Raw genomic sequence first — 18,004 nt, forward strand, 5'->3', positions numbered from 1 at the left:
GAGCCCCGGCACACTGAAAAAATTGAAGAGAACCGGAAGGAATGGAGCAAACATGAGTTCGACTACACACGGCGGCACCCCGTACTACTTCGTGCCCGGACCGTCCCGCCATCCCGTGATGGCAGCAATCGGCCTGTTCTTGGTCTTCTTTGGCGCTGCCGAGTGGATGAACGGCGCCGGCTGGGGCAAGTACAGCCTGATCGCCGGCTTGGTCTGGTGGCTGTTTGTGCTGTCCCAGTGGTTCCGTGACGCCATCGCCGAAAGCGAAGGCGGCCAGTACGGCCACAAGATCGACATCTCCTACCGCTGGAGCATGACCTGGTTCATCTTCTCTGAAGTGATGTTCTTCGGCGCCTTCTTCACAGCCCTGTGGTGGGCCCGCGCCCACTCGGTGCCGGCGCTGGGCAGCTTGGACAACGCGCTGCTGTGGCCTGACTTCAAGGCCGTGTGGCCCAGCGTCGTGGCTGGTGCCACCGCCTCGCCGGCCGGCATTGTCGAGCCCTTCCAGACCATGGGCCCGTTCTGGCTGCCCACGATCAACACCGCCCTGCTGCTGAGCTCCGGCGTCACGCTGACCATTGCCCACCACGCCCTGCGTGACGGCAACCGCGGCAAGACCATCGCTTTCATGTGGATCACCGTGCTGCTGGGCCTGACCTTCCTGTTCGTACAGGGTTACGAATATGCCCACGCCTACAGCGACCTGAACCTCAAGCTCACGTCCGGCGTCTATGGCTCCACCTTCTTCATGCTGACCGGCTTCCACGGCTTCCACGTGTTCGTCGGCATGCTGATGCTGCTCTTCATCACCCTGCGCCTGCAGAAGGGCCACTTCACGGCCGAGCGTCACTTTGGTTTCGAAGGCGCCGCCTGGTACTGGCACTTCGTGGACGTGGTGTGGCTGGGTCTCTACATCCTCGTCTACTGGATGTAATCGGGGCGGCTACTGCGCGGGCTTGATCCGTCGTTGCGCGGGGCCCGTCGGAAGATCCTCACGTACCTCAAGGTACGCTCCGGTCTTCCGCCACCCGCGCCTAGGCTGAAGCCCGCTCGCTACGCCGCCAGGCGTGGGCGAGCCGATAAAAACAAAAGCCGCTCGCAGCGGCTTTTGTTTTTGTTAGAGGTGAACTCTTTTTACTTGCCGGCCTGGATGCCGGTGGGCTGGATGTAGCCCAGCTTCCAGGCGATCAGGATGCAGACGAAGACCAGGATGGAGAAGCCCACGCGCAAGGCGAGGGCGCGTGCCATGTTGCTGGTCTTGGGCTTGCCGTTGCGGCCGTCGTTCATCATGAAGAACAGGGCCGAGCCGAGGCTGGCGAGGATGGCGAGGAAGGCAAGGGCGACAAGGTATTTCATGAACGGGATTATCGCGTGAGTGCAGGTTTCCGCTTCTGGCTGGTGACGCTGGCCGCGCTGCTGGCGCTGGTCGCCACGGCCGCGCTGGGGCGCTGGCAGCTCGGGCGTGCCGCGCAGAAAGAGGCGCTACAGGCAGCGATCGAGGCGCGTGGCAGCCTGCCGGCGATCGACGCCATGAGCCTGGCGGCAGCCGTGGACACCGAAACCCTGCTGCACCGGCGCATCGAAGCCGTGGGCCACTGGGTGGGCGAGCGCACGGTGTTCCTGGACAACCGGCCGCTGAACGGGCGGGCCGGTTTCTACGTCGTCACGCCGCTGCGCCTGCAGGGCAGCGATACCGTGCTGCTGGTGCAGCGCGGCTGGGTGCCGCGCAACTTCGAGGATCGCGCGCGGGTGCCGACGATCGCCACGCCGGCGGGTCTGGTGCAGGTGCACGGGCGCATAGCCCCTGCGCCCTCCAAGCTCTATGAGATGGGGGCTCCGGAGACGGGGCCGATCCGGCAAAATCTCGACTTGACGCAGTTTCGTGCCGAGACGGGACTGGCCCTGGCGCCGGTATCACTCCAGCAGACCGCTGGCGCTGGCGATGGACTCGCGCGCGACTGGCCGAAGATCGGCAGCGGCGTCGAGAAGCACTATGGCTACGCCTTTCAATGGTTCGGGCTCAGCGCCCTGATAACAGTTCTTTATGTCTGGTTCCAAATTGTCAGAAGATTCAAACGCCCGTCGCGCTGAAGGCGCGACCGATCATGCCCTGGGGCTGACGGTGCACAGCCTGCCCGAACCGGGCCAGGCCCTGGCCGAAGACGCGCGGCGCACCCGCGCCGGCCGCTGGAAGCTGCTGGCGCTGTTCCTCGTCACTGCCGCGCCGGTGGTCGCCTCCTATTTCACCTATTACGTCATCCGCCCCGAAGGGCGGCGCAACTTCGGCGAGCTCGTCGAGCCCCAGCGTCCGCTGCCCGAGGTGCTGGGCCTGGACCTCGATGGCAGGACCCACAAGCTCCCGGAGCTCAAGGGACAGTGGCTGCTGGTCAGCGTGGGTAGCGGCCATTGCGGCGAGGCCTGCGTGCAGCAGCTCTACTTCCAGCGCCAGCTGCGCGAAAGCCTGGGCAAGGAAAAGGAGCGTCTGGACCGCGTCTGGCTGATCAGCGACACGCTGCCCGTGGCTGCGCCACTGCTGCCCGGCCTGCAGGAGGCGACGGTGCTGCGTGTGCCGGCGGACGAACTGGCACGCTGGCTGGCACCGGCCAGTGGCCATGACATCGGCGAGCACCTGTACCTGGTGGATCCTCTGGGCAACTGGATGATGCGCTTCCCGGCCAACATGGACATCGCGGGAGCGGCCAAGGCCAAGCGCGACCTGGAGCGCCTGCTGCGTGCATCCAGTTCCTGGGACAAGGCGGGGCGCTAAAGCCATGGATGCCCCCGCACTCTACGATCTCGCGCCCGCCCTGCGCCTCATGCTCATGGGCCTGGTGCTGGCCGGCGGACCTCTGGCCTGGATCTGGCTGCGCCAGCGCCAGGCTTCGACCATGCGCCGGCTGCAGGCCCTGACCGTGCTCACGCTCTTCCTCACCTTCGACCTGGTGCTGTTCGGCTCCTTCACCCGCCTCACCGACTCGGGGCTGGGTTGCCCGGACTGGCCCGGCTGCTACGGCAATGCCAGCCCGGTCGGTGCGCATGTTGAAATCTCTGCCGCGCAGCAGGCCATGCCCACCGGTCCGGTCACGCATGGCAAGGCCTGGGTCGAGATGATCCACCGTTACCTCGCCACCGGCGTCGGCGTGCTCATCCTGGTGCTGGCCGCCGTCAGCTGGCGCGAGCATGTGCGCCGCCAGCGTGGCGCTGCCGATGCACTGAGCCCCTGGTGGGCCACGCTCACCCTGGTCTGGGTCTGCGTGCAGGGGGCCTTCGGTGCACTGACCGTCACCATGAAACTGTTTCCGGCCATCGTCACGCTGCACCTGCTGGGCGGTCTGCTGCTGCTGGCCCTGCTGTGCCTGCAGGCCGTGCGCTACGCGCAGATGCATGACACCGCCGCTACCCTTGCGTTGCCGTCGGGGCTGCGCGCCCTGCTGTGGTGGGGCCTGGGCCTGCTGACGCTGCAGATCGCGCTGGGCGGCTGGGTCAGTACCAACTACGCCGTGCTGGCCTGTACCGAGTTCCCGGCTTGCCAGGGCAGCTGGTGGCCCGGGATGGATTTCGTCCAGGGCTTCGAGCTCTGGCGCGAACTGGGTCTGACGGGCGACGGCCAGCACATCAGCTTTGCCGCGCTCACCGCCATCCATTACGTGCATCGCCTGGCCGCGTATGTGGTGATGGCCGCGCTCGCCCTGCTGGCCTGGCGCCTGCGTGGCCTGCCGCAGTGGCGTAGTCCGGCACGCTGGCTGGCGGCACTGCTGGTCCTGCAATTCCTCACCGGCCTGAGCAACGTCGTGCTCGACTGGCCGCTGCTGGCGGCTGTGCTGCACACAGGAGGCGCCGCCGGCCTGGTCGTGCTGCTGACCTGGAGCCTGGCCAGCAGCCGGCGCAGGGACCCGCAGTCCGGCACCTCTTCTGTTCCCGTTTCGAGTCCTGCCGCATGAGTGCCCCCACCCTCGTTTCCACGCTCTCCGTGTTCAGCCAGTTCTATGCGCTGACCAAGCCGCGTGTCGTCCAGCTCATCGTCTTCTGCGCCCTCATCGGCATGGTGCTGGCCGTGCCCGGCCTGCCGCGCTGGCCGGAATTGCGCCTGATGCTCATCGCCTGCATCGGCATCTGGCTGGTGGCGGGTGCGGCTGCGGCCTTCAACTGCATCGTCGAGAAGGGCATCGACGCCAAGATGAAACGCACGGCCTGGCGTCCTACGGCCAAGGGCGAACTCAGTGATGTGCAGACCCTGCTGTTCTCGGCCGTGCTCTGCGCTGCTGGCTCTGTGCTGCTGTACGTCTGGGTCAACCCGCTGACCATGTGGCTGACCTTCGCCACCTTCGTCGGGTATGCCGTGGTCTACACCGTCATCCTCAAGCCGCTGACGCCACAGAACATCGTGATCGGCGGCGCCTCTGGCGCCATGCCGCCGGTGCTGGGCTGGGCGGCCATGACCAACGACGTCGGCCCCGAGGCCCTGATCCTCTTCCTCATCATCTTCCTGTGGACACCGCCGCACTTCTGGGCGCTGGCGCTGTACCGCGTGGAGGACTACCGCAAGTCCGGCCTGCCCATGCTGCCGGTCACGCACGGCAACGAGTTCACGCGCCTGCAGATCCTGCTCTACACCCTGGTCCTGTTCGCAGCCTGCCTGATGCCCGTGGTCTACGGCATGAGTTCCTGGCTCTACCTGGCGGTGGCCGTGGTCCTGAGCATCGGCTTCTTCCTTTATGCCTTCAAGCTCTGGCGCAACTACTCGGACGAGCTGGCGCGCAAGACCTTTCGTTTCTCGCTGATCCACCTCAGCGTGCTCTTCGCAGCCCTGCTGCTCGACCATTACCTGCTGTGAGCCCTTCATGAAGACACGCAACGCACTCCATTCCATCGCGGCCGGCCTTCTCGCCGCTGCGGCCCTGCTGCTCGGCGGCTGTTCCGACAACAGCAAACCCGGCTTCAGCGCGATCGACTTGACCGGAGCTGATTACGCCAAGGATTTCGCGCTGACCGACCACAACGGACGGGCGCGCACGCTCAAGGATTTCCAGGGCAAGATCGTGGTGGTGTTCTTCGGCTACACGCAGTGCCCCGATGTCTGCCCCACTTCCCTGACCGAACTGGTCGCGGTGAAGAAGCTGCTGGGGGCGGATGGCGACAAGCTCCAGGGCCTGTTCGTCACCATTGATCCCGCGCGCGATACCCCGGAGGTGATGAAGAGCTATATGGCCAACTTCGACCCGACCTTCCTCGCCCTGTACGCCGATTCCGCCGAGAAGCTGGCCGCGCTGGCCAAGGACTACAAGGTCTATTACAAGAAGGTCGATGGCAAGACCCCTACCAGCTACACCATGGACCACTCGGCTGGCATGTACATCTACGACACGCAGGGCCGGCTGCGTTTGTATTCGCGCTACGGCAGCGGAGCCGGGGCGCTGGCTGCGGACGTCAAGCTGCTGCTGTCCAGATAAGACGCGCCGATCGCGTGGAGAGCCCGCCGCGTGCGGGCTTTTTTCATGGCCCGTACGCCAGGCATGCTGCTGGCTCAGGGCAGAGCCAGCAGACTCGCCACCAGCAGGGCGGCGAGCAGGTTGTGCGCCAGGGCCGCAGCCAAGGGCAGGCCAGCCACCACCAGCAGGACACCGAGCCCCAGCTGCAGGGCGATCAGGACCAGCAGAACGATGCCGGTGCGTCGCTGGCGGCTGTCGAGCAGCCGCCAGGCCGTGACCGTGACCAGTACCACGGTGATCAGGCCCATCAACCGGTGCAGCAGGTGCACGAGAGCGCCTTGCGGGTTGACGGGCCAGGCCGACGGGTCGGCGAGGGGGACATGCCAGGGATTCAGGGCGTTCCAGGAGAAGGGCGTGGGAAGAGCGCAGGCGAACAGGTCCGGGCAGCTGAGTCCGGCCAGCCCGCTGCTGACCAGGCCGCCCAGCACCACCTGGACCACGACGGCGGCGCTGGCCGCATGGCGCCAGCGACGGCCCCCGGCCGGCGGGCTGCCGGTGCCTTGACGAACGCCGGAAAAAGCCATGCGCGCGCACAAGGCGAAAAGCAGGAACCCGCCCATCAGATTGCCCAGCGCAATGGCCGGGATCTTGGCGCCGGCCGTCCAGCGCCCCAGGACCGCGAGAAACAGGGTCACGACCAGGGCACAGACCGCTGTCCAGCGCTGCTCCCAGGGGTCGGGCTTGCGTGTGAAACCACCCATGAGCAAGAGCAGCAGCAAAGGCAGGAGCGCAACGGCCAGCAGGCGATGCAGCAGGCGCAGGACGTCGATGGTTGCCGATGGCGTGGCCGGCAGAGCCTGTCCGTAGCACTGGGGCCAGGGCGCGCAGCCGAGCCCGGCCGCCGACAGGCGGATGTAGGCACTGATGCCGACGATGGAAAAAACGAGCAGGGCACAGATCAATGCTGTGCGCTGCAGCAAAACAGTCCGGGGGTGGTCTGGGTTCATGGTGCGATCGATGGAGTGTTGTATATAAGATATATATAAGATACAGATTAATAAATCTTTCCAGTCAAATTGTCTCTGGGATGGCTTAAAAGATGTATTTGATTTGCGGTATATCAAGAAAAAATTGAGGACTCAACAACATACTGAAATTGTCGGACATCAAGTCTGGCTTGCCTACACCGTGAGTCACTCAGTGAAAGGGTTTGCGATGAACGAGACACACGACGAGAACGAACGCGTTCCCCTGATGCAGCAGCTGCTGGACAACCCGTTCCTGCTGCTGTTCCTTGGCGTCATGGTTCCGATGGTGGTCTACACCTTGTGGGGTGTGATTGACATTCTGACCGTGCCGCTTGCCAAGTAAGGCCGAAGCAAAACAAGAAAACTGGCCCCCCGGGGCCCAACCTGAAAAGGAGCTCAACATGAGCGCTATCCTGCCCCCGGCAGAGCGACTGTGGTGGAAGCATCCACTCGATCGCGTTGAAGGAACCTGGATTGTCATTGCACTGATCTGGTGTCTCATCATGTTTGCCATGATGGTGGGATGGCACATCTGGGGCAAACAGAACCTGTCCACTGAGACCTACAAAACCACGCCGGATCTGTTCATGCAGAAAACCCAGGCGGTGGTCGACAAGTACACGGTTCGCACGGAGACTGCAGACAAGATCCCGGTCGTTGCACCGCCTCCCGGCAGCGACGTCTACCTGATCGCCCGGCTCTGGAGCTTCTGGCCCATCATTGAGCTCGAGAAGGACAAGACCTACCGTCTGCACCTGACCTCGCTGGACTACAACCACGGCTTTTCACTGCAACCGGCCAACATCAACATCCAGGTGGTGCCCGGTTATGAGCACGTCGTGACCGTGACGCCCAACCAGTCCGGGACCTACTCCGTCGTCTGCAATGAGTACTGCGGCATCGGCCATCACCAGATGGTCGGGCGCATCTATGTGAAATAGAGGAGCCATAACATGTCCAACGCAACGACGTATCGCACCTGCCCGCGCTCCGGTCTGCAGTTCGAGGCGCAAGCCGAAAAACTGATGATTGCCAATGCCTTTATCGCCGTCGTCTTCCTGCTGATCGGCGGCATCTTGGCCATTGGCGTGGTGCTCACCCGCTGGCCGGCCGTGCACTGGCTGGAGGCCGACACCTTCTACCAGGTCCTCACCGCCCACGGCATCGACATGCTGATCTTCTGGATCATCTTCTTCGAAGTGGCGGTCCTGTATTTCTGCTCATCCACGCTCTTGCGCTGTCGGATCGCTACACCCCGATGGGCCTGGGCGGCGTTTGTGCTCATGCTGGTGGGTGCGATCATGAACAACGTGGCCGTGTTCCAGGGCGGCTCCAGCGTCATGATGACGTCCTATGTACCGATGATGGCGGCCCCGTCCTTCTACCTGGGCCTGATCCTGTTCGCGGTGGGCGCCCTGATTGCCTGCTTCGTGTTCCTGGGCACCCTGGTGATCGCCAAGCGCGAGAAGACCTACCAGGGCTCGGTGCCTCTGGTCACCTTCGGCGCCATCACGGCCTGCATCATCGCTGTGTTCACCATCACCTCCGGTGCCATCATCCTGATCCCGACCTTCCTGATGTCGGTGGGGCTGATCAGCAACGTCGATCCCCTGGTCTACCGGACCATCTGGTGGGCCTTCGGCCACTCCTCGCAGCAGATCAACGTGGCGGCACACATCTCCATCTGGTATGCGGTGGCGGCCATTGCCTTCGGCGCCAAGCCCATGTCGGAGCGGGTGAGCCGCGGTGCCTTCCTGCTTTACATCCTTTTCCTCCAGCTGGCCAGTGCGCACCACCTGTTGGCCGACCCCGGCGTCAGCACGGCCTGGAAAGTGGTCAACACCAGCTACTTCATGTACTTCGCGGTGCTGGCCTCCATGATCCACGGCCTGACGATCCCCGGTGCCATCGAGGTCGCGCAGCGCGAGAAGGGTTACAACAAGGGCCTGTTCGAGTGGTTGCGCAAGGCACCCTGGGGCAATCCGGTGTTCTCGGGGGTGTTCATCTCCTTGATCGGCTTCGGCTTCCTCGGTGGCATCTCGGGCGTGATGATGGGCACCGAGCAGCTCAACATGATCATCCACAACACCATCTACGTGCCGGGACACTTCCACGCCACGGTGGTGGTGGGTACGACGCTGTCCTTCATGGCCCTGACCTATTTCCTGATCCCCGTGCTGTTCAGGCGCGAGATGATCAACCCGGGCCTGGCCAAACTGCAGCCCTATCTGTTCGGCCTGTCCATGTACTTCTTCTGCCTGGTGATGATGGGCGCGGGTACCCTGGGCGTGTCGCGCCGTCACTGGGACATGGCCTTCCAGGGCGCCGCACTGGCCTATGAGTGGCCGGGGGCTGCCTACCTGATGATGGGCCTGGTCGGCATTGCCGGTGTGGCTGCCATCGTCGGCGGGGCTCTCTACATCTACATCACGGTGGGTTCCCTGCTGTGGGGCAAGCGGCTGGATTCGGGACGGCAAAGCGCCCAGACCACGCCCGTGCCTCCCACGCCGGTGGGCAAGGTGGTGCAGACCTACGGCTCGGCCGGCTTCGCCGCACCCGGCACCTTCGTGCTGGCCATGGTGTTCCTGGTGGCCTTCGTGCTGTACTACTTCATCAACTGGAAGTACCTCTCGCAGGTCTGGGGTTTGAGCTGAGGAGCTTGCCATGGGCACCGCTGCTGCAACGATCCATCCCTCAGCTTCCAGCCGCGTGCGGCTGGTGCTGGGTGTCTTCAAGCTGCGTATCGGAGTGATGATCATGATCACCGCGCTGGCGGGCCTGGCCGTCACGCCGGGTCCGTCGCTCAGCGCCGTCCAGTGGCTGGTGCTGGCGTTCTCCGTGCTGCTGTCCTCGGCCAGTGCCGGCGCCTTCAACCAGTACTACGAGTACGAAAGCGACCGGCGCATGGCGCGCACGCGCAACCGCGCCTTCGCCACCGGCGCCTTGCAGCCCACGCCGGCCTGGCTGGGGGTGATCGGCGCCTTGCTGGCCGGCTCGGTCGTGGCGACGTGGACCGTGGTCAACGGCGTCTCGGCGCTGTTCGTGTTCCTGGGTGCCTTCTTCTATGCCGTGGTCTACACGGTCTGGCTCAAGCGGCGCAGCTGGCTCAACATCGTGATCGGCGGCCTGGCCGGCAGCTTTGCCGTGCTTGCGGGGGCCGCCGCGGTGGACCCGTCCATCGGGCCGCTGGGCCTGCTGCTGGCGCTGGTGCTCTTCCTGTGGACGCCGCCGCACTTCTGGAGCCTGGCCATCGCCAATCAGAAGGACTATGCGGACGCCGGCGTGCCGATGCTGCCGGTCGTGGTCGGGCCCGAGCGCGCGGCCCGTGTGGTGTTTGCCAGCACGGTGCTCCTGGTGGTGGCCTCGCTGCTGCCGGCCTGGTTTGGTGCGGGTCCGGTCTACCTGGCCGGGGCCGTGGTCGGCGGCGCTTTTTTCATCGTCAAGGCCCGGCGCTTGGCCAGCCATCCGAGCCGCGCCACGGCCATGGGCTCGTTCTTCGGTTCGCTGGTCCAGCTGGGTTTGCTGCTCCTGGCAGCGGGGATCGATGGTCTGATCAGGTAGGGGGCGAGCATGCGGGTGCTGTCTACCGTGCGCGCGGGTCTGCTGCTGACGTTCATAGTCGGCACGCTGGGGATGCCCGCGGCGGCGGCGTCCACGCCGGCCGAAAGCGTGCTGGACCGCGCCGAGGCCATCCGCATCAGCCAGGCCGTCATCGGCCAGCAGCCGGCCAACTTCACCTTGCTGGACCGGCGCGGCAAGCCGGTGCGCCTGAGCGACTACCGGGGCAAGCCCCTGCTGGTGAGCTTCATCTATACCGGCTGCTTCCAGGTCTGTCCCACCACGACCCGCATGCTGCACGAGGCGGTCCAGGACCTGGGCCGGCTGGTCGGTTTTGACAAGTTCAATGTTGTGAGCATCGGCTTCAACCAGCCCTTCGATGCACCCGAGGCCATGCGCGCTTTTGCGACGCAGAACGGCATCGCTGCCTCGAACTGGGAGTTTCTCAGCCCGCACCGTTCCATCGTCGAGCCGCTGACGCGCGACTTCGGCTTCAGCTACGTGGCCAATGCGGCCGGCTTCGACCATGTTCTCTCGGTCACGCTGCTCGACGGGGAAGGGCGGATCTACAGCCAGATCTACGGCGACAGCCTGACGCCCAACCAGCTGGGCGAACCCATGCGCGAGCTCATGCGCGGCGCGCCCCTGCCGCCCACGCTGAACCTGGACGACCTGATCGAGCGGGTCAAGATCCTGTGCACCGTCTACGACCCCAAGACCGGCCAGTACCGCTACGACTATGGCCTGTTCATGGAACTCGCCGGCGGAACGATGTTCTTCCTCTTCATGTTCGGGTACCTGGGGCGTGAATGGCTGCAGCAGCGGCGCAGCAGGCGACTATGACTGCCGCAGTCGTCTCCGATGGCTACGGCCGTCGCACGTTTCAGCGCCTGGAGCACTGGTTCGACCGCCCCCTGGGCGCCGATCTCAATCCCTTGCGTCACCTGGGCTCGCTGGGCTTCCTGTTCTTCTGGCTGATCGCCGCCAGCGGCATCTACCTCTATGCCGTGCTGGACACCTCGGCCACCGGGGCCTACCCGTCCATCGACCAGCTCTCGCGCGAGCAGTGGTACCTGGGCGGGGTGCTGCGCAGCCTGCACCGATATGCCTGCGACGGCTTCATCCTCGTGATGGTGGCGCACCTGTTGCGCGAGTGGATGTTCGGTCGCTACGGCGGCTTCCGGCGCTACTCCTGGCTGACGGGTGTGCCACTGCTGCCTTTTGTCTTTGCCTGCGCCATCGGTGGCTTCTGGCTGAACTGGGATGCGCTGGGGCAGTTCTCGGCCCAGGCCACGGCCGAATGGCTGGACGGCCTGCCGGTCTTCGCCTCGCCGCTGACGCGCAACTTCCTCAGCGCCGCCACGGTGAGCGACCGCCTGTTCTCGCTTTTCGTCTTCATCCACCTGGGCCTGCCCCTGCTGCTGCTATTTGCGCTCTGGTTCCACATCCAGCGCATCAGCCTGGCCGAAGTGTTCCCGCCGCGCGCGCTGGCCTGGGGCACGGTCGCCACCCTGCTGGTGCTGTCGCTACTCAAGCCGGTGCTCAGCCATGCGCCGGCCGACCTTGCGATGGCACCGACGCAGCTCGCGCTGGACTGGATCGTGCTCTTCGTGCATCCGCTGATGTACCTCACCTCGGCCGGCTTCGTCTGGGGTCTGGTCGCCGCGCTGCTGCTGCTGCTGACGCTGCTGCCCTGGCTGTTACGCCAGGCGCGTGCACCCGTGGCCGTTGTCGCGCCGGATTACTGCAACGGCTGCCGACGCTGCCTGGCCGACTGCCCCTATGCCGCCATCACCATGGCGCCGCACCCCCTGCGCCATCAGGCCGGGCGTGAGATCGCGGTGGTCGACGCCGACCTGTGCGCCGCCTGCGGCATCTGCGTCGGTTCCTGCCCTTCCTCCACCCCGTTTCGCAGCATCGCGGAATTGACGACCGGCATCGACCTGCCCCAGTCGCCCATCAGCGAGCTGCGCCGACAACTCCACAGCGGCCTGGCGGCTCTGCAGACACCGCACAAACTCGTGGTGTTCGGCTGCGACCACGGGGCCGACGTCCAGGCGCTGCGGGCCCCCGGCGTGCTGGCCTTCAGCATGGTCTGCACCGGCGTGCTGCCGCCTTCTTTCGTGGAGTACGCACTGCGCGATGGCGCCACGGGGGTGCTGGTGACGGGCTGCCACGCCGGCAGCTGCGAATTCAGGCTAGGGCAGTTATGGACCGCAGAGCGACTCCAGGGTTTGCGTGAACCGCATCTGCGCGCTTCCGTGCCACGGGAGTGCATCGCCACCACCTGGGCCGACCGGGGCGAAGAAGTCCTGCTGGCGCAGGCCCTGGACACACTGCGACAACAACCCACCCGGCCCGATGAGCCCGCACCACTACGCTGAGCCGATCCACATGGACACCGACAAGACAACGCTGAACCTCGGTCGACTGCTGGTACAAGCCATCTTCTTCGGGCTGTTCGGCCTGGTGATCGGGGTCTTTTCCCATTGGCCCGTCTACCAGGTCCTGGCGCCCGGGCGCGCCGTCGTCAAGTTGAGCTTCACCCACCATGGCAAACCGGTGTCCGAGTGCCGGCAGGTCAGCGTGGCCGAGCTGGCCAAGCTGCCGCCCAATATGCGGGCGCCGGTGCAGTGCCCGCGCGAGCGTTCACCCGTCAGGGTGGAGGTCGATGTGGACGGGCAGACGGTGTACCAGCACGTGGCCAGACCTTCGGGTCTGTCCAAGGACGGCGCCTCGTCGGTGTACCAGCGCATCGAACTGGCCGCCGGCCCGCATGAGATCGCCGTGCGCATGAACGACGACGCACGCCAGACGGGCTACACCCACACGCGTACCGGTTCCGTCGCACTCAGGCCGGCGCAGATACTGGTCATCGATTTTGATCCCGAGGCCGGGGGAGTCACCTTCAAATGAACACGACCACACAAGACAGCGTGCATCGCAAGCCGGCCATCGCCACGCCGGCAACGGTCAGGGGTTTCGATTACGTCCTGCCGGTCCCCACCGATGAACGCCAGCGCCTGGCCCGGGGCTGGCTGTGGCTGGGCCTGCTGGCCCTGATCGGCTCGGGGGTGTTCTCCATCCTGCTGGTCCTGGCGCGCACCCCCGGCGTGAACCGCCTGCTGCCGGGCGTCGATTTCTTCCGCATCGCGCTGGTCGTGCACGTCGATCTCTCGGTCCTCGTCTGGTTCGTGGCAGTGGCCGGCCTGCTGTGGAGCATCAATGGCGCACGCGCGGGCCTGCGCTGGGGCTGGGGCGCCCTGGCGCTGGCCGGTGCCGGCACCACCTTGATGAGCCTGGCGGCCTTCATCGCGCCGGGTGTAGCCATCATGGCCAACTACATCCCCATGCTCGACAGCCCGCTGTTCATCACCGGCACGCTGGTGCTGGGCTCGGGCGTGCTGCTGCTGGTGCTGCGCGCCATGCTGGGCGCGCCCAAGGTCGGGCTGCAGATCGACGGCGCCGGCGCCTTGCACTTCGGCATCAACGCCGCCGCGGTCGCCACCGCCGTGGCCCTGATGGCCTTCGTGTGGTCTTACGTCGTGCTGCCGCAGGACCTGGTGGGCAAGGCGTATTACGAGATCCTGTTCTGGGGCGGCGGCCACGCCCTGCAGTTCACCTGGACCTTGCTGATGCTGGTCGGCTGGCTGTGGCTCGCCAGCATCTGCGGCGCCCGTCTGCCCATCTCGCCCCGGCTCACGGTGCTGATGTTCGTGCTGGCACTGGCCAGCGTCTTCGTCACGCCCTACGCCTACCTGGCCCATGACGTGGCCACCGTCGAGCATCGCAACCTGCACACCTGGGCCATGCGCCTGGGCGGCGGCATCGCCATCGCACCGATCGCGCTGGCCGTCATCACGGGTCTGTGGTCCGCCCGCGGGGGCGACGCCAGCACCCGGCCGTTGCGGGCTGCGCTCGTCAGTTCAATGGCGCTGTTCGCCGCCGGCGGCTTGATCGGCGCCATGATCAACGGCAGCAACGTCAAGATTCCGGCGCACTACCACGGCTGCATCGTCGGCGTGACGCTGGCCTTCATGGGCCTGGTCTACCACCTGCTGCCGCGGCTGGGCTACGGCGCGGTGCGCGGCCGGATGGCGACGCTGCAGCCTTATCTCTACGGCGCCGGGCAATTGCTGCACATCATCGGCCTGGTCTGGTCCGGTGGGTATGGCGTGCAGCGCAAGGTGGCCGGCAGCGAGCAGGTGCTGCGCAGCACGGCCGAGGTCTTCGGCATGGGGCTCATGGGGCTGGGGGGGCTGGTGGCCATCATCGGCGGCCTGCTGTTCGTGCTCGTGGTCATCCGGGCCATGCGGCAGCCGGCCGGGGCCACCGGTAGCGGGACGGTCACGCCATGATCCGTCTGCTCCAGGCTGCGCTGCAATGGCTGTTTCTGCGGCTGGAGGCGCTGTTCAATGCGGCCTTCGGCGTGGCGCTCAATCCGCTCTACCACCTCGGGGCCATCAGCTTCTTCCTGTTCTGGGTCATCGCCGCCACCGGCCTCTACCTCTACGCCTTCTTCGAGACCGGCGTGGCCGGTGCCTACGCCTCGGTCGAGTCCATCACGCACGGGCAGTGGTACCTTGGAGGCATCCTGCGCAGCACGCACCGTTACGCTTCCGACGCCTTCGTGGTGACTATGCTGCTGCACATGGTGCGCTACTTCGCGTTCAACCGTTACCGCAGCTTTCGCTGGTTCTCCTGGGTGACCGGGGTGGCGCTGATCTGGCTGGTCTATGTCTCGGGCATCAATGGTTACATGCTGCCCTGGGACAAGCTGGCGCAGTTTGTCATCGTGGCCACCTTCGAGTGGCTGGACTGGCTGCCCAGCTTCGGCGGCACCCTGATGCGCAACTTCATCTACCCCAGCAGCGTCAACGACCGCTTCTTCTCGCTGCTGGCCTTCATGCACATCGGCATACCGCTGCTGGTGCTGCTGCTGATGTGGATCCACGTGCAGCGCGTGCCCAAGGCCGCCACGACGCCGCCGCGACCCATGGTCATCGGCATCCTGCTGACCCTGCTGGTGATGTCACTGATCGTCCCGGTGCTCAGCCAGGGCGGTGCGACGGATCTGAGTGTTGCCGTGACGACGCTGAAGCTGGACTGGTTCTACCTGCCGCTGTTTCCCCTGCTGAACGAGCAGAACCTGGGCTGGATCTGGGGCGGGGTGCTGGGCTTCACGGGCTTGATCACGGTGCTGCCCTGGCTGCCACCGTGGCGCCAGCGCAAGGCGGTGGGCGAATTCCACCTGACGATTGCCGGCGAGCCCAAGGTGGTCAATGTGCGCGCCGGCGAAACCCTGCTGGACGCCGGCCTGCGCGACGGCCTGTCACTGCCCTATGAGTGCCGCAACGGCGGCTGTGGCGTGTGCCTGTGCACGGTGGTGCACGGCAGTGTCGACCACGGCCTGTACCAGCGCGCGGCGCTGAGCGACGAGATGCGCGACCAGGGCAAGACCCTGATGTGCTGCGCCACGCCCTTGTCCGATCTGGAAATTGAAGTGGAGCAGATCGCGGCCCGTTCGGTGAGCGAAGCGCGTGAGTACCTGGGACGCGTGGAAACGATCGAGCGGCTCAGCCCGCAGGTGATCCTGCTGCGCCTGTCCTTGCCCGCGGGCGAGTCCATCGCCTTCACGGCGGGCCAGTACATCAACTTCGTGCTGGACGACGGCCAGCGCCGCGCGTTCTCGTTTGCCAATCCGCCGCAGACGCAGGCCTTGATCGAGCTGCATGTGCGGCTGATTCCCGGTGGCCGTTTCACGAGCCATGTGTTTCATGCGCTCAAGGTCGGCGACAGCCTGCGCTTCGAAGGACCCCACGGCCACTTCGTGCTGCAACCCGGCACCGCACCCATCATTTTCGTGGCGGGGGCCACGGGTTTCGCGCCCATCAAGAGCATCGTCGAGGATGCGTTCCTGCGCGGCATTGAGCGCCCGATGTGGCTGTACTGGGGCGTGCGCGAGCCGGCGGATCTGTACATGAAGGAACTGGCCGAGGCCTGGCAGCGCGCGCATCCGGACTTCCATTTCGTGCCGGTGCTGTCCGAGGCCTCACCGGGGGATGCCTGGTCCGGCCGGCGCGGCCTGGTGCACGAGGCCATCCTGCAGGATTTCCCCGATCTGGCCGGCCATGAGGTCTATGTCTGCGGCTCGGCCAGGATGGTCGAATCAGCGATCCCGGCTTTCCTCGCCCAGGGGCTGAGCGACGACGCCTGTTTCTCGGACGCCTTCCTGCCCGCGCGCTGAATCAGGCCCCATCTACTTCTGCAGTGCGTCCGGCGCGGGCCCGTCCAGTGCAAACACGACCTCGACCTGCGCCAGCGCCACACGCCGCAGTTCACGCAGCGTGCGGGTGTCCAGCAGGCGGATTTCTGTTTGCGTGGCCAGCACCGCCTGCCGCCCGCCCGCCGCGAAGCTGACCGGCAGCCAGCGCCGGTCGGGCTCGCGCAGCGTCGCGATGACCCGCCAGTCGTCCTTGTCCACCAGCACCAGCGTATCCGACGGCGTGGCCTCGGTGGCGTGCAACCAGAGCTGTGGGGTGGCCGGGTGGCTGCGCACGGCGTCAACCCCGCGCAGCGCCACCAGGGTTTCGGGGTGCAGCGTCCAGCCCCTGGTCTCGATCAGCACGACCCGGCCTTCGGGACCGGTGGGCAAGGCCAGCCAGGGCCGGGTGCCCGAGGTGAAGACCACGCCGGCCCCGGCCATTGGATATCCCGTCAGCGTGCGGGTGGTGATGCGCCGGCGTATGTCCAGGTTGATGATCTCCAGCTCCGTGCCGGAACGCGCATCCTGTCCTGGCGGACCCGGCGCCGCGATGGCCAGCAGGTGGCGCAGGGGGGCATCGGTCAGTACCACGCGCAAAGGCTGTGACAGTGGGGTACGACGCACACCTAGAAAGCCTGCCGTGGCGATGGCCTCGCCCATGCGGTAGTCATGCACCAGCCCGTCATGGATCGGCTCGGCCGCAGGGTCGTAGGACAGTTCCCACAGTTCGGGCAGCGTGTCGAAAGCCACCACGAAGCTCCTGCGCGCCTGTGCAAGCCAGACGCCCGAGACCGCGGAATCGGCGCCGCCCGTGAGGGCCGAGGTCCGGTAGCTGCGCACGACGTTCAGCTGGGCGTCCAGCAACACCAGGCTGTGGGGCTGCGCGTGGCCGGCCAGCAGCCAGCGCCCGTCGGCCGACAGGACCAGGCCGCTCAAGGCCAGGCCGGTGCGTGTACCGAGCGCCTGGCCGAAATGTTGCAGGTCCAGCCGCAGCACCCAGCCGCCGGCTGCGGCGGCATAGACGTAACGCCCCTGCGGGGACCGCACCGGCGTGCCTTCCAGCGCGTGCGGCAGCTGGCAGCGCCCCAGGACGGCAAGTGTGCTGCCATCCAGCAGCAGCAACTCGCGTCCGGCGTCTCGCACGGCCAGGACCAGGTCGGTCGTGGCCAGGCCGGTTGTGCGGTTGTCGCTGGCCGTACAAGCCGGTACCTCCAGGCGCGGGGGTTGCTTATCGGTTTCGCGCCCTGCGTCCTGGGCGCTGGTGCCCCAAGGCGACAACAGCAGGACGAAAAACAAAAATGGGGCCCACCGCAGGGGGCCCCATCGTCGTTCTGCAAGGTGGCGGCAGTCCGCCGGATCGGTCACGACTTCAGGATGAACGCGATCGCTGCCGTCAGGTCAGCGTCGTTGATCTTGTCGGGGCCATTCGGTGCCATGGGGATGGGGCCAAAGTTTCCGGAGCCGCCCTTGCGGACCTTCTCCATCAGCTTGGTCGTGACGTCCTGGCCCTTGTACTTGGCGGCGATGTCCTTGAAGGACGGGCCGATCATTTTCTTGTCCTTGGCATGGCAGGCCATGCAGCCCGCCTTGTTCATGGCTTCTTCGGGGGGAGCCGCCTGCGCGCTGAAAGCAAGCGCGAGAGCCGGCAGGATAAAGAGGCATTTCATGTGCGTGACTCCTGAAACAGTGGTCTTCGACGCGTGCAGATGCCGCCCGCTGCGGGC

19 protein-coding genes are annotated in these 18,004 nt (G+C 65.9%); 15 read left to right on the plus strand and 4 right to left on the minus strand.

What is annotated here, in order from left to right; genetic code table 11:
• Positions 1-52 precede the first annotated feature (52 nt).
• Positions 53-934: a cytochrome c oxidase subunit 3 gene (locus tag AO057_RS06625; protein ID WP_057674885.1), complete on the plus strand. Its 882-nt coding sequence runs from the start codon at positions 53-55 to the stop codon at positions 932-934.
• 200 nt (positions 935-1,134) lie between these two features.
• On the opposite strand, the gene AO057_RS06630 is transcribed toward AO057_RS06625, so the two are convergent.
• Positions 1,135-1,356, minus strand: coding sequence for a twin transmembrane helix small protein (locus AO057_RS06630; RefSeq protein ID WP_057674886.1), 222 nt, complete (start codon positions 1,354-1,356; stop codon positions 1,135-1,137).
• Positions 1,357-1,371: 15 nt separating this feature from the next.
• Here AO057_RS06630 and AO057_RS06635 point away from each other — a divergent pair, with 15 nt between their 5' ends.
• From AO057_RS06635 to AO057_RS06655, 5 genes are read left to right on the plus strand one after another with little or no spacing between them, the layout of a single operon-like run.
• Positions 1,372-2,091 carry an SURF1 family protein gene (locus AO057_RS06635; RefSeq protein WP_057674887.1) on the plus strand — a complete coding sequence of 240 codons (720 nt, stop codon included), beginning with the start codon at positions 1,372-1,374 and terminating at the stop codon, positions 2,089-2,091.
• Positions 2,045-2,767 (plus strand): SCO family protein, encoded by a 723-nt coding sequence (locus AO057_RS06640; protein ID WP_057674888.1) that lies wholly within the window; start codon positions 2,045-2,047, stop codon positions 2,765-2,767. The genes AO057_RS06635 and AO057_RS06640 overlap by 47 nt, the downstream gene beginning before the upstream one ends.
• Positions 2,768-2,771: 4 nt before the next feature.
• The gene (locus AO057_RS06645; protein ID WP_057674889.1) at positions 2,772-3,941 is read left to right on the plus strand and encodes a COX15/CtaA family protein; all 1,170 of its coding nucleotides are present in this window, start codon (positions 2,772-2,774) and stop codon (positions 3,939-3,941) included.
• Positions 3,938-4,834, plus strand: a complete 897-nt coding sequence (cyoE, locus tag AO057_RS06650; RefSeq protein ID WP_057674890.1) for a heme o synthase — start codon at positions 3,938-3,940, stop codon at positions 4,832-4,834. Before AO057_RS06645 ends, cyoE (AO057_RS06650) begins: the two co-directional genes overlap by 4 nt.
• A 7-nt stretch (positions 4,835-4,841) precedes the next feature.
• Positions 4,842-5,450, plus strand: coding sequence for an SCO family protein (locus tag AO057_RS06655; protein WP_057674891.1), 609 nt, complete (start codon positions 4,842-4,844; stop codon positions 5,448-5,450).
• Positions 5,451-5,524: 74 nt separating this feature from the next.
• On the opposite strand, the gene AO057_RS06660 is transcribed toward AO057_RS06655, so the two are convergent.
• Complete coding sequence (locus AO057_RS06660; RefSeq protein WP_082605438.1) at positions 5,525-6,436, minus strand: COX15/CtaA family protein; 912 nt, start codon at positions 6,434-6,436, stop codon at positions 5,525-5,527.
• Positions 6,437-6,644: 208 nt separating this feature from the next.
• Between AO057_RS06660 and AO057_RS18005 the strand changes: the two genes are divergently transcribed.
• Genes AO057_RS18005 through AO057_RS06700 form a run of 9 tightly spaced genes read left to right on the plus strand, consistent with a single transcriptional unit; the run spans position 6,645 to position 16,262 of the window.
• Positions 6,645-6,800, plus strand: a complete 156-nt coding sequence (locus tag AO057_RS18005; protein ID WP_168163354.1) for a hypothetical protein — start codon at positions 6,645-6,647, stop codon at positions 6,798-6,800.
• A 58-nt stretch (positions 6,801-6,858) separates the two neighbouring features.
• Complete coding sequence (locus tag AO057_RS06665; RefSeq protein WP_057674893.1) at positions 6,859-7,398, plus strand: cupredoxin domain-containing protein; 540 nt, start codon at positions 6,859-6,861, stop codon at positions 7,396-7,398.
• Between the two features lie 12 nt (positions 7,399-7,410).
• Positions 7,411-9,111: a cbb3-type cytochrome c oxidase subunit I gene (locus tag AO057_RS06670; RefSeq protein WP_057674894.1), complete on the plus strand. Its 1,701-nt coding sequence runs from the start codon at positions 7,411-7,413 to the stop codon at positions 9,109-9,111.
• A gap of 10 nt (positions 9,112-9,121) precedes the next feature.
• Complete coding sequence (cyoE, locus tag AO057_RS06675) at positions 9,122-10,018, plus strand: heme o synthase (RefSeq protein ID WP_057674895.1); 897 nt, start codon at positions 9,122-9,124, stop codon at positions 10,016-10,018.
• Between the two features lie 9 nt (positions 10,019-10,027).
• Complete coding sequence (locus tag AO057_RS06680; RefSeq protein WP_057674896.1) at positions 10,028-10,858, plus strand: SCO family protein; 831 nt, start codon at positions 10,028-10,030, stop codon at positions 10,856-10,858.
• A complete protein-coding gene (locus AO057_RS06685) occupies positions 10,855-12,399 on the plus strand; it encodes a hydrogenase iron-sulfur subunit (RefSeq protein ID WP_057674897.1) in 1,545 nt (514 codons plus the stop codon). Before AO057_RS06680 ends, AO057_RS06685 begins: the two co-directional genes overlap by 4 nt.
• Positions 12,377-12,931, plus strand: a complete 555-nt coding sequence (locus AO057_RS06690; RefSeq protein ID WP_240480744.1) for a hypothetical protein — start codon at positions 12,377-12,379, stop codon at positions 12,929-12,931. The genes AO057_RS06685 and AO057_RS06690 overlap by 23 nt, the downstream gene beginning before the upstream one ends.
• Complete coding sequence (locus AO057_RS06695; protein WP_057674899.1) at positions 12,928-14,373, plus strand: cbb3-type cytochrome c oxidase subunit I; 1,446 nt, start codon at positions 12,928-12,930, stop codon at positions 14,371-14,373. Before AO057_RS06690 ends, AO057_RS06695 begins: the two co-directional genes overlap by 4 nt.
• On the plus strand, positions 14,370-16,262 hold the full coding sequence (locus tag AO057_RS06700; RefSeq protein WP_057674900.1) for a 2Fe-2S iron-sulfur cluster-binding protein: 1,893 nt from the start codon (positions 14,370-14,372) through the stop codon (positions 16,260-16,262). The genes AO057_RS06695 and AO057_RS06700 overlap by 4 nt, the downstream gene beginning before the upstream one ends.
• A gap of 12 nt (positions 16,263-16,274) precedes the next feature.
• Here AO057_RS06700 and AO057_RS06705 read toward each other — a convergent pair whose 3' ends face one another.
• The gene (locus AO057_RS06705) at positions 16,275-17,576 is read right to left on the minus strand and encodes a cytochrome D1 domain-containing protein (RefSeq protein ID WP_057674901.1); all 1,302 of its coding nucleotides are present in this window, start codon (positions 17,574-17,576) and stop codon (positions 16,275-16,277) included.
• Positions 17,577-17,641: 65 nt separating this feature from the next.
• On the minus strand, positions 17,642-17,947 hold the full coding sequence (locus AO057_RS06710; RefSeq protein ID WP_057674902.1) for a c-type cytochrome: 306 nt from the start codon (positions 17,945-17,947) through the stop codon (positions 17,642-17,644).
• Positions 17,948-18,004: the final 57 nt, after the last annotated feature.

The sequence above is a fragment of the Curvibacter sp. PAE-UM genome, assembly GCF_001432305.1.
Classification (GTDB): domain Bacteria; phylum Pseudomonadota; class Gammaproteobacteria; order Burkholderiales; family Burkholderiaceae_C; genus Hylemonella.

What these genes read in the sequence shown, in the direction of transcription:
- cyoE (WP_057674890.1), top strand. Translation starts at nt 3,938, where the DNA reads ATGAGTGCCCCCACCCTCGTTTCCACGCTCTCCGTGTTCAGCCAGTTC.
- cyoE (WP_057674895.1), top strand. Translation starts at nt 9,122, where the DNA reads ATGGGCACCGCTGCTGCAACGATCCATCCCTCAGCTTCCAGCCGCGTG.
- AO057_RS06670 (WP_057674894.1), top strand. Translation starts at nt 7,411, where the DNA reads ATGTCCAACGCAACGACGTATCGCACCTGCCCGCGCTCCGGTCTGCAG.
- AO057_RS06665 (WP_057674893.1), top strand. Translation starts at nt 6,859, where the DNA reads ATGAGCGCTATCCTGCCCCCGGCAGAGCGACTGTGGTGGAAGCATCCA.
- AO057_RS06645 (WP_057674889.1), top strand. Translation starts at nt 2,772, where the DNA reads ATGGATGCCCCCGCACTCTACGATCTCGCGCCCGCCCTGCGCCTCATG.
- AO057_RS06660 (WP_082605438.1), bottom strand. Translation starts at nt 6,436, where the DNA reads ATGAACCCAGACCACCCCCGGACTGTTTTGCTGCAGCGCACAGCATTG.
- AO057_RS06625 (WP_057674885.1), top strand. Translation starts at nt 53, where the DNA reads ATGAGTTCGACTACACACGGCGGCACCCCGTACTACTTCGTGCCCGGA.
- AO057_RS06680 (WP_057674896.1), top strand. Translation starts at nt 10,028, where the DNA reads ATGCGGGTGCTGTCTACCGTGCGCGCGGGTCTGCTGCTGACGTTCATA.
- AO057_RS06630 (WP_057674886.1), bottom strand. Translation starts at nt 1,356, where the DNA reads ATGAAATACCTTGTCGCCCTTGCCTTCCTCGCCATCCTCGCCAGCCTC.
- AO057_RS06700 (WP_057674900.1), top strand. Translation starts at nt 14,370, where the DNA reads ATGATCCGTCTGCTCCAGGCTGCGCTGCAATGGCTGTTTCTGCGGCTG.
- AO057_RS18005 (WP_168163354.1), top strand. Translation starts at nt 6,645, where the DNA reads ATGAACGAGACACACGACGAGAACGAACGCGTTCCCCTGATGCAGCAG.
- AO057_RS06695 (WP_057674899.1), top strand. Translation starts at nt 12,928, where the DNA reads ATGAACACGACCACACAAGACAGCGTGCATCGCAAGCCGGCCATCGCC.
- AO057_RS06690 (WP_240480744.1), top strand. Translation starts at nt 12,377, where the DNA reads ATGAGCCCGCACCACTACGCTGAGCCGATCCACATGGACACCGACAAG.
- AO057_RS06655 (WP_057674891.1), top strand. Translation starts at nt 4,842, where the DNA reads ATGAAGACACGCAACGCACTCCATTCCATCGCGGCCGGCCTTCTCGCC.
- AO057_RS06685 (WP_057674897.1), top strand. Translation starts at nt 10,855, where the DNA reads ATGACTGCCGCAGTCGTCTCCGATGGCTACGGCCGTCGCACGTTTCAG.
- AO057_RS06640 (WP_057674888.1), top strand. Translation starts at nt 2,045, where the DNA reads ATGTCTGGTTCCAAATTGTCAGAAGATTCAAACGCCCGTCGCGCTGAA.
- AO057_RS06710 (WP_057674902.1), bottom strand. Translation starts at nt 17,947, where the DNA reads ATGAAATGCCTCTTTATCCTGCCGGCTCTCGCGCTTGCTTTCAGCGCG.